The sequence below is a fragment of the Octadecabacter ascidiaceicola genome (assembly GCF_900185015.1).
Classification (GTDB): Bacteria; Pseudomonadota; Alphaproteobacteria; order Rhodobacterales; family Rhodobacteraceae; genus Octadecabacter; species Octadecabacter ascidiaceicola.
Map to the genome: position 1 here is coordinate 759,390 of NZ_FXYD01000001.1, position 13,984 is coordinate 773,373.

Here is a 13,984-nt window from a genome sequence, read left to right on the forward strand (position 1 = left end):
ATCAGCCTCCCATCGCGTAGCGGGCCCAGAAGCCACCAGCTACTTCGAATTTTGCAAGGAATGCGACCAGCACGACCCAGAACAAGGACAGCGGCAGGAAGATTTTCCAACCAACGCGCATCAACTGGTCATAGCGGTAGCGTGGCGTGATCGCCTTCACCATCGCGAAGATAAAGAACGCGAAGGCCATTTTACCGACGAACCACAAGATGCCGTCTGGCAAGAAGCCTACCGGGGACAGCCAGCCACCGAAGAACAACAGCGTCACAAGGGCACACATCAGCACGACGGCCATCAATTCACCGATCATGAACAACAGGAACGGCGTGGATGAGTATTCAACCTGATAACCAGCAACCAATTCTGACTCCGCTTCCGGAAGGTCAAACGGTGGGCGGTTTGTTTCAGCCAAGGCGCTGATAAAGAACAGGAATACCATCGGGAAGTGCGGGATGAAATACCAGTTCAACAGACCCAAATCGCCCTGCTGTGCGTTAACAATCGCGCCGAAGTTCATCGAACCTGTGGAAATAATCACACCGATGATGATCAACCCGAGCGAGACTTCGTAAGAAATCATCTGCGCGGCGGACCGTAGCGAGCCGAGGAATGGGTACTTCGAGTTGGACGCCCAACCGCCCATGATCACGCCGTAAACTTCCAATGAAGAAACAGCGAAGACGAACAAAATCGCGACGTTAATGTTGGAAATAACCCAACCATCGTTGAACGGAATAACCGACCACGCGACCACCGCCAGCGTGAACGATATCATCGGCGCAAGGAAAAACACCGCTTTGTCAGCCCCCGCCGGAACGACGACTTCTTTGACGATATACTTGATGAAATCCGCAAAAGATTGAAGCAAGCCGAAGGCGCCAACCACGTTCGGGCCTTTGCGCATCTGAACAGCGGCCCAAACCTTACGGTCAGCATACATCAGGAACGCCAAGGCGACCAATAGCGGGACCAGAACCAACAAACATTGACCAAGGATCATCAGAATGATCCCAAGATTTGTAGTGGTGAAAAATTCAATCATCGTATTCCCTCAGACCGTCGGAATGGACCGGCGCGCGCATTCGGCAACGGTCACTTCTGCGTCTATCGTCCTCGACCCACGCGGCAAAGCAGGCGAGATGGTGTAAACAGCATCCCCCGTCCAAATGCCACCCTCTTCGTCCACCAGCGTGCGCACATTTCGCGCAAACCCGTAGCCACGTATCAATGCGTATTGTGCTGCTGCACACTCCGCGTAATCCGCCACATCTTGGCGTTCAATTGTGTTGGCCACTTTCACGCGAAAGTTCACCAAGTCCCCGACCAGCAACCGCGTTTCGATGCCATCATAGCGCACCGCGCCTTCCGGCGCGATTGGGGTCGTCTCGCAGGCTGCGAGCGCCGTCATTGCTATGATCGCTGGACGCATCATTACTCCGCAGCAATCGGGGCTTCAGCCCGTTTTTTGGCATTACTGCTCAGCTCAGCCATCAGCTGTGATGCGCGTGCAATCGGGTTTGTCAGGTAGAAATCTTTAACAGCGCCGCGGAAAGTGGCCTTACCAAGCTTACCAACCTTAACCGGCTGCCATTCGTTTTCAGCAACACCGTCAACGTCACCCAAATGCGGGTGCGCAGCGACAAGCGCTTGGCGTAAACCTGCAAGGCTGTCCCAAGGCTGCTGTGCGCCAATCTCGGCTGACAGCGCACGCAAGATCGCCCAGTTTTCTTTGGCTTCACCAGGTGCAAACCCTGCGCGCATCGCCAGCTGTGGGCGACCTTCGGTGTTTACAAACAGCGCATTTTCTTCGGTGTAGGCTGCGGCTGGCAGGATGATATCCGCGCGGTGCGCACCACGATCCCCGTGAGAACCTTGGTAGATCACAAACGGACCCGCCGCGATTTCAACTTCGTCAGCGCCGAGGTTGTAAACAACATCCGCCGCTTCAACAGCTTTCATGCCGTCCTTGTTCGTTGCATCCACATCCATCGCTCCAACGCGACCAGCAGCCGTGTGCAGGATCAACAGCTTGGACTTGGACGCGTCACACATCTGCATTGCCGCGGCGAGGACAGCTGCGCCGTCTGCCTCTTGCAAGGCACCTTGGCCAAGCACGACGACAGATGGATTGTCGACAATCTTCTTGGCAGGCTTTGTGTCCAAAATGGCCTGAAGCGCTGCGCGATCCGTGCCTTTGTGGTTATAGTCATACGTCAGATCGACGGCTTCACCGATAAGATCGACATTGCAACCATTGCTCCATGCGCGGCGCACACGGGCGTTCAACACAGGCGCTTCAACAACAGGGTTCGTACCAATGAACATCACGTATTGCGCATCATCAAGATCTTCGATCGTGGCGTTACCCACGTAACCGGAACGGTTACCCGCTGGCAGCTTGGCATTATCAACGCGGCATTCAACAACGCCGCCCTGCCCTTCGACCAAAGCCTTAAGCGCAAACGCGCTTTCGGTATTGGCCAAGTCACCGATCAAGCCTGCTACCTTTTTACCGGACATCGCAGCAGCTGCTGCTTTCAGCGCCTCATCCCAACCTGCTTTGCGCAGCTTGCCGTTTTCGCGGATGTAGGGCGTGTCCAAACGCTGGCGACGCAAACCGTCCCAGACGAAACGTGTCTTGTCGGAAATCCATTCCTCGTTCACGCCGTCGTGGTTGCGCGGCAAGAAGCGCATCACTTCACGGCCCTTGGTATCAACGCGGATGTTGGAGCCGAGCGCGTCCATCACATCGATGGATTCTGTCTTGGTCAATTCCCAAGGACGGGCCGTAAATGCGTAGGGTTTAGAAACCAGCGCTCCGACAGGACACAAATCAATGATGTTACCCTGCATGTTGCTATCAAGTGTCTCGCCCAAATAGCTTGTGATTTCCGAATCTTCACCGCGCCCCGTTTGGCCCATCTGGGTGATGCCCGCGACCTCGGTCGTGAAGCGAACGCAGCGTGTGCAAGAAATGCAGCGCGTCATGTGGGTTTCTACGAGTGGACCGAGATCGAGGTCATCAGACGCGCGCTTTGCCTCACGGTAACGGGAAAAGTCGACGCCATACGCCATCGCCTGATCCTGCAAATCACACTCGCCGCCTTGGTCACAAATCGGGCAATCCAGCGGGTGGTTGATGAGGAGGAATTCCATCACGCCTTCGCGTGCTTTCTTCACCATCGGAGAATTTGTTTTAACTACAGGGGGTTGCCCTTCGGGGCCAGGGCGCAGATCGCGCACCTGCATCGCACAGGATGCGGCTGGTTTCGGCGGACCGCCAACCACTTCGACCAGACACATGCGGCAGTTGCCAGCGATGGAAAGGCGTTCGTGATAACAGAACCGGGGGATCTCAATGCCGGCTTCTTCGCAAGCCTGAATGAGCGTCATAGCGCCCGACACTTCTACTTCATTGTCGTCGATGATGATCTTGCGCAGATCGGACATGGGCGTGTTCCCTGTTCCCGTATGGCTTATGCACCAAGCAGGCCCAAAAACAGGGCTGCCAAATTCCCTTGCGTTCTATCGCGCACGCGCATGATTTGCCAGCCCGAAACCTACGAAAATCCCGCAGAAATATTTACCGGAAACAACAAAGGCGGAGTCCGAAAACCCCGCCCAATTCTTAGTGAAATTGTAAGAATTCTTAACGCAGCAATCGACCCACTTGCGTGCCCTGCGCGATCTGAGCGCGGGCTACGGCACAATAGGTCGCAGGATCACCCGTGCGCACTCCCAATGCGTTCAGCCGCTCGCGCGCAATACCCTCAAGACGCGCCTTTTCCACATCATTATCAATGTACTGATCAATCTCTGCATCAGAATACCCTAAATCTTCGAGGTCTCGTTGCAGACCCTGAAGGAAATTGATCCCGCGCACGAGGCGCACCTTGACGTCCCCGCAGTGATCGTCGAGCTCAACCGCCATCCCTGCCGCGATCAAGCCTTCGGTCACATGTTCCACATTGCTGGGGTCGGCCGTGACTGAGTTGCCCAGAATAAGCGCAATCGATGTGGCGGCTGCCCATGTTGTTTTGGTTTTCATTACAATACTCCAAGTTCTTCGCCGCATTGGGTGCGACGGTTGCCCCAGATGTCAATCAGGTGGCACTGCTATTCAATAGCAATCCTCGGTTATCTCTTATTTCGGCGTATTTCACCCGTTTTTGCTACGGATCCAATCCCAACCGAAGGCCGCGTCGCTTGGGCCGTTTGCGCGAAGTTCATTCAGCTTGGCCAAGGCTTCGTCACGAGTGGGGTGGTACCCCTCTTCAACCCACCACATCACAAAGTGCTGTTGGTCCAAGACCTCAAACCATTCGGCTTTGCGGTCCATGAATTTGGTGTGAATGGTTTTGTAAACGAAGGCTTCAAGGCTCGGCAAGTCTTCCCAAACGGTCAGGTTGAAAACCAACTGCGGATCATCGCCAATGCTGTTTTCCGTGTTCCCAGTCCCCGGCTCACCCGACCCTTCGGACATCCAAACGAAACCGGGCATACGTTTGCCTAGGCCGTTCACCCGATCAAGGTTGTCCATGAATTCCTTAACCCGCGGGTCGTCAACGGGGGCAAGAAGACGGCCAATGTTGAGTTCCGCGAGATGCACTAGCGGCGCTTTCGGTCACGCGACGGAGCAACGCCTTTGATCGCTTTGCCAAGGAAAGCGAACGTCATCAGAAGCCCAACAGCGCAGAGCGCGGCAACCGAAAACCAAGCCCACCACGGAGCGGCATTCGCTTCGATCGCTTTGTAGGTGAACCAAGACGGCAATCCGCATATCGCAACCGTCGCAAGGGCTGCTAGGAAACTCGCAGTACCGTCAAGGAACGCTTTCATCTATTCAGCCGCAACAGGGTTCCGCTTGTGCGCAATACGATCTTCGATCTCGTCACGGAAATTTTTGATCAAGCCTTGGATCGGCCAAGCGGCCGCATCACCGAGTGCACAGATTGTGTGGCCTTCGACCTGTTTGGTCACGTCGAGCAGCATGTCGATTTCCGCAGGATCCGCTTCGCCTTTCACCAGACGGTCCATCACACGCATCATCCAGCCTGTGCCTTCGCGACATGGCGTACACTGGCCACAAGATTCATGCTTGTAGAATTTAGACAAACGCCAAATCGCTTTGATCACGTCAGTGGACTGGTCCATCACGATGACCGCGGCCGTGCCAAGGGAAGACCCTTTTTCCTTTAGCGCATCAAAATCCATAATCGCGTCGCGCATGTTTTCGCCGCGCACCATCGGAACGGATGAACCGCCCGGAATGACCGCCTTGAGGTTATCCCAACCACCGCGAATACCCCCGCAGTGCTTTTCGATCAGCTCTTCAAAAGAAATCGACATTTCTTCTTCGACGACGCAGGGGTTGTTCACATGGCCGGAAATCGCAAACAGCTTGGTGCCCGCGTTGTTCGGGCGGCCCATGCCAGCGAACCAGTCAGGACCGCGGCGAAGAATTGTTGGCACAACCGCGATTGATTCGACGTTGTTCACAGTTGTCGGGCAGCCATAAAGACCAGCACCCGCAGGGAATGGCGGCTTCATGCGCGGCATGCCCTTTTTGCCTTCAAGGGATTCGAGCAATGCAGTTTCTTCACCGCAGATATACGCCCCTGCCCCGTGGTGCAGATACAGATCAAAATCCCAACCGGATTTAGCAGCGTTCTTGCCCAGAAGGCCCGCTTCGTAAGCTTCGTCAATCGCCGCCTGCAGCGCCTCTTTTTCGCGGATGTATTCGCCACGGATGTAGATGTAACACGCGTTCGCGTTCATCGCGAAAGACGCGATCAAACAACCTTCGATCAACGTATGTGGGTCATGGCGCATGATTTCGCGGTCTTTACATGTGCCCGGCTCAGATTCGTCGGCGTTCACAACAAGGTACGCAGGGCGGCCGTCAGATTCTTTCGGCATGAAGGACCACTTCAGACCTGTCGGGAAACCAGCACCACCACGACCACGCAGACCAGAGGCCTTCATGTTGTCAATGATCCAGTCACGGCCCTTTTTGATAATGCCTGCGGTGCCATCCCAATGGCCACGTGCCTGCGCGCCTTTCAGCGTGCGGTCGTGCATTCCATAAAGGTTCGTGAAAATGCGGTCTTTATCTGCGAGCATCGGATGGTTTCCTCAGTCTTCTTCACACTGGTGCGAAGGTATCATTTATCGCGTGTCTTTTGCCATAGCTTCCACGTCACCACCAGTGACCAAATGAACCCAGCAAGCGAGATAAGGTAAAACAACATCTCAACCCGTGGGGTCGCCCCCAGCAATCGCGTCAGTTGTGGCGCAAAAATACTAAGCAAACCTGCACAAGCGATCACAATTGCGGCTTGGCGTCCCATTCGGGCGGTGTCTTGGTCGTGGCGGTTGCTCATGGCCTATATGTGCCGCGAACCCGCACAAAAGAAAAGGCCCGCGCACATCTCAGTGGCGGGCCCTTTGCGATTATTTCGGGCGTCCTAGTATACGCCGCCCTTTTTTACCTTTTTGGAGAACTCGGTGGTTCCGCCTTTGGCCAGAACTTTCGCCTGCTTAATCCATTCGTCACGCTCAATGCGGCCTTTGAATTTCAGACGGGCATCAACCCATTCAACTTCTTTCTTGCGCCATCCGGCGACCTGATCGAAGTGGTAAAAGCCAAGTTCGTTCAGCGTCTTTTCCAGACCCGGTCCAACACCTTTGAGTTGCTTGAGATCATCTGCGCCACCCGCACGTGCCTTGGTCAAAGTTGTGGGCTTTCCGTCCTTAGCAACCGGAGCGGCTTTCGGCTTTGCAGCTTTTGCAGTAGTGGATTTCGCAGTGGATGCTTTTGCAGTGCTTACCTGAGCTTTTGCAGCTGGCTTCGCCTTAGCAGCTGGTTTGGCTGCCGCTTTCGCCGCTGGCTTTGTCGCGGCTTTTGCTGTGCTTGCTGCCTTTTTCGCTGCTGGCTTAGCTTTCGCTGGTGCAGACTTGGCCGCAGCTTTGGTCGCAGTTTTTGCAGTACCTGTCGCAGACTTAGCAACGCCCGTTGCTTTCTTGGCAGTTGTCTTCGCAGCGCCTTGAGCTGTTTTTGCTGCGGATTTTGCCGTATCAGTCGCAGACTTAGCAGCCGTCTTTGCAGCACCTGCTGTGGATTTCGCCGCAGACTTCGTCGCCTTCGTTGCAGTCGCAGCGGCGTCTGTTGCGCCTTTCGTTGCAGTTGTCGCACCCGCTTTCGCAGAGGATGCCGCGTTCTTGGCGGCACCTGTCGTCGCACTCGCTGCTGATGATGCCGCATCGCTTGCGGCACTTGCCGCTTTGGATGTTGCACCCGCCGCTGCGCCTACAAGACCTGCTGCAGTTGCCGCTCCTGCGGCTGCAGTTTTGCTACCGGATGCGTCGCCGCTCACAGAAGTTCCTTCATCCGTTTTGCCCCAGCCGAGCCAAAGGATGATCCACGTGATGATGGCGACGATCAAGCCAATGATGAAGGACGTGAAGCCCGCATAGTGCAAAACCTTATAGGCCACGATCAAAGCAACGATGCCGAACAACGCGGCAATTGCGAGGATACCCATCTTGTTAGAGGACGTTTTCATTTGTTAACCCTTTTTGTTCCCAACGCGGCTTTTCCCAACCCTGCGTCATAATTGCGCAGACCTTAGACGCGAGAGTCTCACTTGATAAGGGGGAGAAACACGAAAAACCGCCCAAATGTGGTATTTGGGCGGCTCATTTCGACTAATTCGTGTATTTTCGCAGTGTTTCTTACTTCTCGGCCGCCAATTTTGTGGCTTGTTCGATCCAACCGTCACGTTCAATCCTGCCCTTGAACTTCAACCGGCTGTCGACCCAAGCCACTTCGCCCGCGCCCCACTTGGAGATTTGGTCGAAGTGCCAGAAACCAAGTTCGTTCAGCACGCCTTCGAGTTTAGGACCAACACCACTGATCAATTTCAAATCATCCGCGCCAGACTTTCGCGGCGCTGACATTGTGCGTGGTTTGGATTCTGCTGCTGTTCCGGGTCCGGTCTTCACTGCTGTTGCAGGCTTGGCGGCTTTGGCCGCTGGTTTAGCAGATTTCGCAGCAGGTTTCGTAGTTGCCGCTTTCTTCGCTGCTGGCTTAGCCGCAGCTTTGGCCGCTGGCTTTTTCGCGGCCGGCTTTTTGGCGGACTTACCGGAATTTTGCCATGGCGCAAGAAGTGGAACTTCAGTGCCATCGATGCGCTTAACTGTGTCGCCGATATCATGCGCCAGTTGAACGGAGGCGTTGTACTGGTGGTTACCGCTGTCCATTTCGGTCAGCGTGGTAAGACCCTTCAAAGGCTCAGCAGCGTAGCGGCCGTTTTGTGGACCCGGCAGTGGAACTTCGCCACGGCCAAGCGCGTCAATCAGCTCACCCATTTTGGCAGCAGTTAGGTCCTCGTAATAATCTTTGCCGATCTGGGCCATTGGTGCATTGGAACAGGACCCAAGGCATTCAACCTCTTCCCATGAAAACTTGCCATCCGCTGAAACTTCATGCGGTTCGGCAGCGATCTTTTCTTTACACACAGCAACCAGATCTTCCGCGCCGCAAATCATGCAGGACGTCGTACCGCACACCTGAATGTGGGCAACTGTGCCAACAGGCTGCAACTGGAACATGAAATAGAAAGACGCGACTTCGAGGGCACGCATATAGGCAAGGCCCAGCATTTCAGCGACCGTTTCAATCGCCTTGCGGGTCAACCAACCTTCTTGCTCCTGCGCACGCCACAACAATGGAATGATCGCAGATGCCTGACGGCCTTCGGGATACTTCGTGATCTGGGCCTCAGCCCACGCGAGGTTGTCTGGCGTGAAAGCAAAGCTTGCAGGTTGGTCTAGGTGGAGGCGTCTAAGCATTGGCACAAGTTCCTGAAGTCAGTCTAAAGCCGCTGGCGCTCACGTCTGTTTCGCCATTCAGCCGAAGGTATTGTGTGATAGATCGAAGTTTGTCTTCGCCAAACCCTGTTTGGGTTTTAACGGAAGCCGCTAATTCATCCGAAGTGATGCTACATCCAACGTCCGCGACAGCTGTTCTGAAAAACGCAACCTCCGCAGCCGTGACACCCACTGGCAAGGTCTCCCCGCCAATGCCATCACAACCGACGAGTACGAAACCCGCAAGGAGGAGTGCTGCGTATTTCATTCACACGCCTCATCAATAAGTTTCATTGATCCGTCTGCTTCCAAAGCAACCGATCCCGCCGCGTACATCGTCGCGATCACGGACATGGTTTCTTCCTCAGATAGGCCAGAGGCCTCCAAAACAGCATCACCGTTTTCCGCCGTCACAAGACAGTCCACATCCAAAATCGCAGCGGTCATCGCCGCAACTGAGGCTTCATCAGCGTCCTGAGCAAAAGCAGGAGAAGCGAGCAACAACGCGGCAAAAGCAATCGGCTTCATCACATCCCTGCTCCAAATGCGAGGCCGGTGAAAGTCGCAAACACCGCCATTGGCAGCGCTTGGCTTCCCAAGCCGGATACGATGAACAACGTGTTAATTGGGGAGAGTGCGATCAACGGTCAATTTCCCCGAACACAACATCAAGCGAGCCGATGATCGCTGCGACGTCTGCAAGCTGGTGCTTGCTTGCCACGAAATCCATCGCCTGCAAGTGCAGATATCCCGGTGCGCGAATTTTGGCGCGGTATGGTTTGTTGGACCCATCAGCCACCAAGAACACGCCAAACTCACCCTTCGGCGCTTCGACGCAGGCATATGTTTCGCCCGCAGGAACGTGGAAGCCTTCGGTATAAAGTTTGAAGTGGTGGATCAGCGCTTCCATAGACGTCTTCATCTCAGCGCGTGCCGGTGGCGTCATCTTGCCCCGTGCCATCACATCACCCTTTTCAACGCGCAGCTTTTCGATTGCTTGGCGGATGATGGAGGTGGACTGACGCATTTCTTCCATGCGGCATAGGTAGCGGTCAAAACAGTCACCGTTCTTGCCAACAGGAATTTGGAAATCAAACTCGTCGTAGCATTCATAGGGCTGGCTGCGACGCAAATCCCACGCCATGCCAGAACCGCGCACCATCACACCAGAGAAACCCCAATCCAGCGCGTCTTTTTCGGTGATGATACCGATGTCGACATTACGCTGTTTGAAGATGCGGTTTTCGGTCAGCAGCCCATCAAGGTCATCAATGATCTGTGGAAATTCGACGGCCCATGTGTCGATGTCTTCAAGCAGCTGATCCGGCAGGTCTTGGTGAACACCACCTGGGCGGAAATAGGCGGCGTGAAGGCGTGCGCCACAGGCACGCTCATAAAACACCATCAGCTTTTCGCGCTCTTCAAAGCCCCATGAAATCGGGGTCAACGCGCCAACGTCCATCGCCTGCGTGCAGACGTTCATCAGGTGGTTCAGCACGCGGCCAATTTCAGAATAGAGAACGCGGATCAAGGACGCACGGCGCGGCACTTCTGTGCCTGTCAGCTGTTCAATCGCCAGACACCAAGCATGTTCTTGGTTCATCGGTGCGACGTAATCGAGGCGGTCGAAATACGGCAGGTTTTGCAGGTAAGTGCGGCTTTCCATCAGCTTTTCGGTGCCACGGTGCAGCAGGCCAATGTGCGGATCGCAGCGTTCTACGATTTCACCATCGAGTTCCAGAACGAGACGCAAAACCCCGTGCGCCGCAGGGTGCTGCGGTCCGAAGTTGATGTTGAAGTTGCGAATTTGCTGCTCGCCGGTGAGAGCGTCGTCGAAGTTGTTGGTGCCGTCCATCATTTCGCCTCCTCCTTGGTCTTCTCATCACCCGGAAGGATGTATTCGGCACCTTCCCATGGAGACATGAAATCGAACTGGCGGTATTCTTGGACCAGTGACACAGGTTCGTAGACGACGCGCTTTTGCACGTCGTCGTAGCGCACTTCGGTATACCCCGTTGTCGGAAAATCTTTGCGCAACGGATAGCCGCGGAAACCGTAGTCCGTCAGGATGCGGCGCAGGTCTGGGTGGCCTTTGAAGATGATGCCGAACATGTCGAACACTTCGCGCTCAAACCAGTTGGCGGAGGGGTGCACGTCCATAATGGAATGCACCATTTCGTCTTCACGGGCCTTCACGCGCAAACGGATACGATGGTTCTGATACATGCTCAGGAAGTGGTAGATCACGTCGAAACGCTGGGCGCGGCCCGGGTAATCGACTGCGGTGATATCAACCAAAGATGAAAACTTGCAGGTGTTGTCGACCTTTAGGAATTCCACAAACCCCGCGATGTTCGCAGGTGCGACATCAACTGTCAGCTCACCACCTGTAACATCCCAAGACAGCACACAATCAGGGCGCTTGAGTTCAATGTGTTCGCCAAGCTCGTTCAAAGCGTCAGACATAGGAATTACCTTACGATTGTGCCAGTGCGGCGCATTTTGCGTTGCAATTGCAGGATGCCATAAAGCAGGGCTTCTGCTGTTGGCGGGCAACCGGGAACATAGATGTCCACGGGCACAATGCGATCACAGCCGCGTACAACGGAGTAGCTGTAGTGGTAGTAACCACCACCATTCGCACAAGACCCCATTGAGATCACATAGCGCGGTTCTGGCATTTGATCATAAACCTTGCGCAGCGCGGGGGCCATCTTGTTGGTCAGCGTACCCGCAACGATCATCACATCGGACTGACGTGGGGACGCACGCGGCGCGATGCCGAAACGTTCAGCATCATAGCGCGGCATGGAGGTGTGCATCATTTCAACCGCACAGCAGGCCAACCCGAAGGTCATCCAGTGCAAAGACCCCGTACGGGCCCAGTTGATAAGATCAGCGGAAGACGTAACAAGGAAACCTTTGTCGTTCAGCTCTTTGTTCAAGCCTTGGGTTGCAACCTCACGGTCTGCGCCAGCGGTGTTTTGCCCTGCCATCACTCCCATTCGAGCGCTCCCTTCTTCCATTCGTACGCAAAGCCAACGGTCAGGACCGCCAAGAACACCATCATCGACCAGAACGCCGCCATGCTGATGTCACCAAAGGCGACAGCCCATGGGAACAGGAAGGCGATTTCGAGATCGAAAATAATGAACAGGATCGAAACGAGGTAAAAGCGAACATCAAACTTCATCCGCGCATCATCAAAGGCGTTAAATCCGCACTCATACGCGGAAACTTTTTCCGGATCGGGATTTCGTACCGCCAGCACGACGGCAGCAAGGATCAAAATAGCGCCCAACACGATGGCGAGCCCTAAAAAGATGATGATTGGCAGGTATTCTCTGAGCATCTCGTCCACGAGCGACAACTCCAAGGTTGGCGGGCACGCAGCGGCGCACCCTGATGTTGCTTGCTCGTTTATCTTGCGGGCCTAGGAGGGTCAACGGGCCGAGAGCCATCAACTGCCCGCAATCGTACCTATTCTGGTGTTTTTTGAACCCCTCGCGCCTGCGCCGAAGTTTTACTCCGCGTTATCGTCCTCAACAGAGTATTTACGATAGCGGTGGCGATAGATCAGGTTCGGGCGATCTGCATCAATAAGATAGAACAGAATCCCGACACTCGCGATCATCTCAAACAAGGTTATCAGACTTCCGCCGCCGCCCAAGCCGCGCACCAGCGCATAGGCGGTCAATGCCGCGGAAATCATCGCCATTATCACGGCCCAAGGCACACGCAGCGCCAGCCCCAAACCAACGAGCAAGGGCCAGACGCCGTTCAAAAATGCGGCCCCTAACCCCAAGTCATAATAAAGCGCCAACCAGAATTTCAGGATGGCAATCGCGATAAAATACAGGGCGATCGCCCATTCAATCGGCCCCAATTTCCCAAGCGGATGCGCATGCGCTTCTTGCGCGGTCACGTTCACCCACGGGATACCGGAATAAAAGTCGCGGCGATTAGGTTTATCGGACATGTCAGATGCCTTTTAGAATTGGCGGTTAGTTTCTAGGAAATCCTAACGCATGATATCGTGGAGTGTGCAAGCCATGCATAGTGCGAAACGCGAATCATTGGCGGTACGACCGTTCGATGCGTGTCAGCTGAAAGTACTGCCGTGCCGTTTCATGCAACTCACATTCATTAATCGCCGGCCCAGCGCCAGATCCAAACGGTGTGGCGCGTGCAAGTGCATGCCCACAGGTCGCATCACGATACGCAATCCATGCGCGCTGCATCTCGCGCACCGCATCTGTGAGCTGGTTCGGTTGATATCCGACGTCCCAGCGTTCATGGGTTTTGGCGTGCTCAAGTACCCTTCCGTAAACTCGGTTCAACATACCATCCCAAACCTCAGCTTCCGCAGCCAGACAGGCGGAAATCACCATGTCAGCCCCGCCGCCATTGCGCTGCGCGCATTCGTCCGCTTGCCGCCCAACACACCGCATCGGTGTTTCGTCGTTTATCGCTAAGCAACGGTCAATCAGATGCGGATCAATGCTGAAATCTTGCGCGGCGGCGGGCACCGCAAGTGCACTAAACAAAACGATTAACAGGTGTTTCATTCTGCATCTCCAACAAGTTCTGCGATCAGATCGGCTGCGATGAATTCCATGGACGTACGCCAGTTGATCTCAATCTTGCAATCAAGCCTTTCTGGGCCCTCGTCGAGTTCTTCTTGGCAACGTTGTAACCCAGACAGATGTAGCATTCCTACACCTGAACGCCCCTCTTCAACGGCAGCGGCGGCGCGTGTTTCAACTTGGGCTTGCCAGAATACCAAATCATCTTGCTTGCACGCCTCACGGCGATCAAACAACATGTAACCCAGCGCATCGCAGGACTGCCCCATAGGAACATGACGTTCACCGCAGACGATCGGCCCCATCACTTCCAGCATCGCGTTGTCCGGATTGTCGATCATCAGCTGAATGAAGCAGGCCTCGAACCCAGTGACGTCCTCTTGCGGGATGGTTGCGTCTTCAGCCAGCGTGGGCGATCCAAACATAGCCATAACCACGAAAGCTAAAATCCGCATATTCGTTCCCAATTCCCTAAATCGCGCCGAAAGCAGGCGTTCCTGCAGTGCCTTCAGTTCATGAAGGTCTTT

General features: G+C 54.8%; 19 protein-coding genes. All 19 read right to left on the bottom strand.

Annotation, left to right across the window (positions count from 1 at the left end; translation table 11 throughout):
* Position 1 precedes the first annotated feature (1 nt).
* The gene (nuoH, locus tag OCA8868_RS03765; RefSeq protein ID WP_093995173.1) at positions 2–1,042 is read right to left on the bottom strand and encodes an NADH-quinone oxidoreductase subunit NuoH; all 1,041 of its coding nucleotides are present in this window, start codon (positions 1,040–1,042) and stop codon (positions 2–4) included.
* Positions 1,043–1,051: 9 nt separating this feature from the next.
* Positions 1,052–1,429: a YNQ4 family lipoprotein gene (locus OCA8868_RS03770; protein WP_503121332.1), complete on the bottom strand. Its 378-nt coding sequence runs from the start codon at positions 1,427–1,429 to the stop codon at positions 1,052–1,054.
* A 2-nt stretch (positions 1,430–1,431) separates the two neighbouring features.
* Positions 1,432–3,450: an NADH-quinone oxidoreductase subunit NuoG gene (nuoG, locus tag OCA8868_RS03775; RefSeq protein WP_093995175.1), complete on the bottom strand. Its 2,019-nt coding sequence runs from the start codon at positions 3,448–3,450 to the stop codon at positions 1,432–1,434.
* Positions 3,451–3,649: 199 nt separating this feature from the next.
* On the bottom strand, positions 3,650–4,048 hold the full coding sequence (locus OCA8868_RS03780) for a DUF5333 domain-containing protein (protein WP_093995176.1): 399 nt from the start codon (positions 4,046–4,048) through the stop codon (positions 3,650–3,652).
* A gap of 111 nt (positions 4,049–4,159) precedes the next feature.
* Positions 4,160–4,609 (bottom strand): DUF3291 domain-containing protein, encoded by a 450-nt coding sequence (locus tag OCA8868_RS03785; protein WP_093995177.1) that lies wholly within the window; start codon positions 4,607–4,609, stop codon positions 4,160–4,162.
* Positions 4,609–4,839, bottom strand: coding sequence for a hypothetical protein (locus tag OCA8868_RS03790; RefSeq protein ID WP_093995178.1), 231 nt, complete (start codon positions 4,837–4,839; stop codon positions 4,609–4,611). The genes OCA8868_RS03785 and OCA8868_RS03790 overlap by 1 nt, the downstream gene beginning before the upstream one ends.
* The gene (gene nuoF / locus OCA8868_RS03795; RefSeq protein ID WP_093995179.1) at positions 4,840–6,123 is read right to left on the bottom strand and encodes an NADH-quinone oxidoreductase subunit NuoF; all 1,284 of its coding nucleotides are present in this window, start codon (positions 6,121–6,123) and stop codon (positions 4,840–4,842) included.
* Positions 6,124–6,164: 41 nt separating this feature from the next.
* The gene (locus OCA8868_RS03800) at positions 6,165–6,383 is read right to left on the bottom strand and encodes a DUF5337 family protein (RefSeq protein ID WP_093995180.1); all 219 of its coding nucleotides are present in this window, start codon (positions 6,381–6,383) and stop codon (positions 6,165–6,167) included.
* An 84-nt stretch (positions 6,384–6,467) separates the two neighbouring features.
* Entirely contained in the window at positions 6,468–7,565 is a 1,098-nt protein-coding gene (locus OCA8868_RS16720) for a helix-hairpin-helix domain-containing protein (RefSeq protein ID WP_218822666.1), read from the bottom strand.
* 169 nt (positions 7,566–7,734) lie between these two features.
* Positions 7,735–8,853, bottom strand: a complete 1,119-nt coding sequence (locus tag OCA8868_RS03810; RefSeq protein WP_093995181.1) for an NADH-quinone oxidoreductase subunit E — start codon at positions 8,851–8,853, stop codon at positions 7,735–7,737.
* On the bottom strand, positions 8,846–9,139 hold the full coding sequence (locus OCA8868_RS03815; protein WP_093995182.1) for a hypothetical protein: 294 nt from the start codon (positions 9,137–9,139) through the stop codon (positions 8,846–8,848). Before OCA8868_RS03815 ends, OCA8868_RS03810 begins: the two co-directional genes overlap by 8 nt.
* Complete coding sequence (locus tag OCA8868_RS03820; RefSeq protein WP_093995183.1) at positions 9,136–9,399, bottom strand: hypothetical protein; 264 nt, start codon at positions 9,397–9,399, stop codon at positions 9,136–9,138. The genes OCA8868_RS03815 and OCA8868_RS03820 overlap by 4 nt, the downstream gene beginning before the upstream one ends.
* A 112-nt stretch (positions 9,400–9,511) precedes the next feature.
* The gene (locus tag OCA8868_RS03825; RefSeq protein WP_093995522.1) at positions 9,512–10,726 is read right to left on the bottom strand and encodes an NADH-quinone oxidoreductase subunit D; all 1,215 of its coding nucleotides are present in this window, start codon (positions 10,724–10,726) and stop codon (positions 9,512–9,514) included.
* Complete coding sequence (locus tag OCA8868_RS03830; RefSeq protein ID WP_093995184.1) at positions 10,726–11,337, bottom strand: NADH-quinone oxidoreductase subunit C; 612 nt, start codon at positions 11,335–11,337, stop codon at positions 10,726–10,728. The genes OCA8868_RS03825 and OCA8868_RS03830 overlap by 1 nt, the downstream gene beginning before the upstream one ends.
* Before the next feature lie 5 nt (positions 11,338–11,342).
* Entirely contained in the window at positions 11,343–11,867 is a 525-nt protein-coding gene (locus OCA8868_RS03835; RefSeq protein ID WP_093995185.1) for a NuoB/complex I 20 kDa subunit family protein, read from the bottom strand.
* Positions 11,867–12,232, bottom strand: a complete 366-nt coding sequence (locus OCA8868_RS03840) for an NADH-quinone oxidoreductase subunit A (RefSeq protein ID WP_093995186.1) — start codon at positions 12,230–12,232, stop codon at positions 11,867–11,869. Before OCA8868_RS03840 ends, OCA8868_RS03835 begins: the two co-directional genes overlap by 1 nt.
* Before the next feature lie 162 nt (positions 12,233–12,394).
* On the bottom strand, positions 12,395–12,850 hold the full coding sequence (locus OCA8868_RS03845) for a hypothetical protein (protein ID WP_093995187.1): 456 nt from the start codon (positions 12,848–12,850) through the stop codon (positions 12,395–12,397).
* Between the two features lie 94 nt (positions 12,851–12,944).
* Positions 12,945–13,439 (bottom strand): lysozyme inhibitor LprI family protein, encoded by a 495-nt coding sequence (locus OCA8868_RS03850; RefSeq protein ID WP_093995188.1) that lies wholly within the window; start codon positions 13,437–13,439, stop codon positions 12,945–12,947.
* Positions 13,436–13,912: a hypothetical protein gene (locus OCA8868_RS03855; RefSeq protein ID WP_143849486.1), complete on the bottom strand. Its 477-nt coding sequence runs from the start codon at positions 13,910–13,912 to the stop codon at positions 13,436–13,438. The genes OCA8868_RS03850 and OCA8868_RS03855 overlap by 4 nt, the downstream gene beginning before the upstream one ends.
* Positions 13,913–13,984 lie beyond the last annotated feature (72 nt).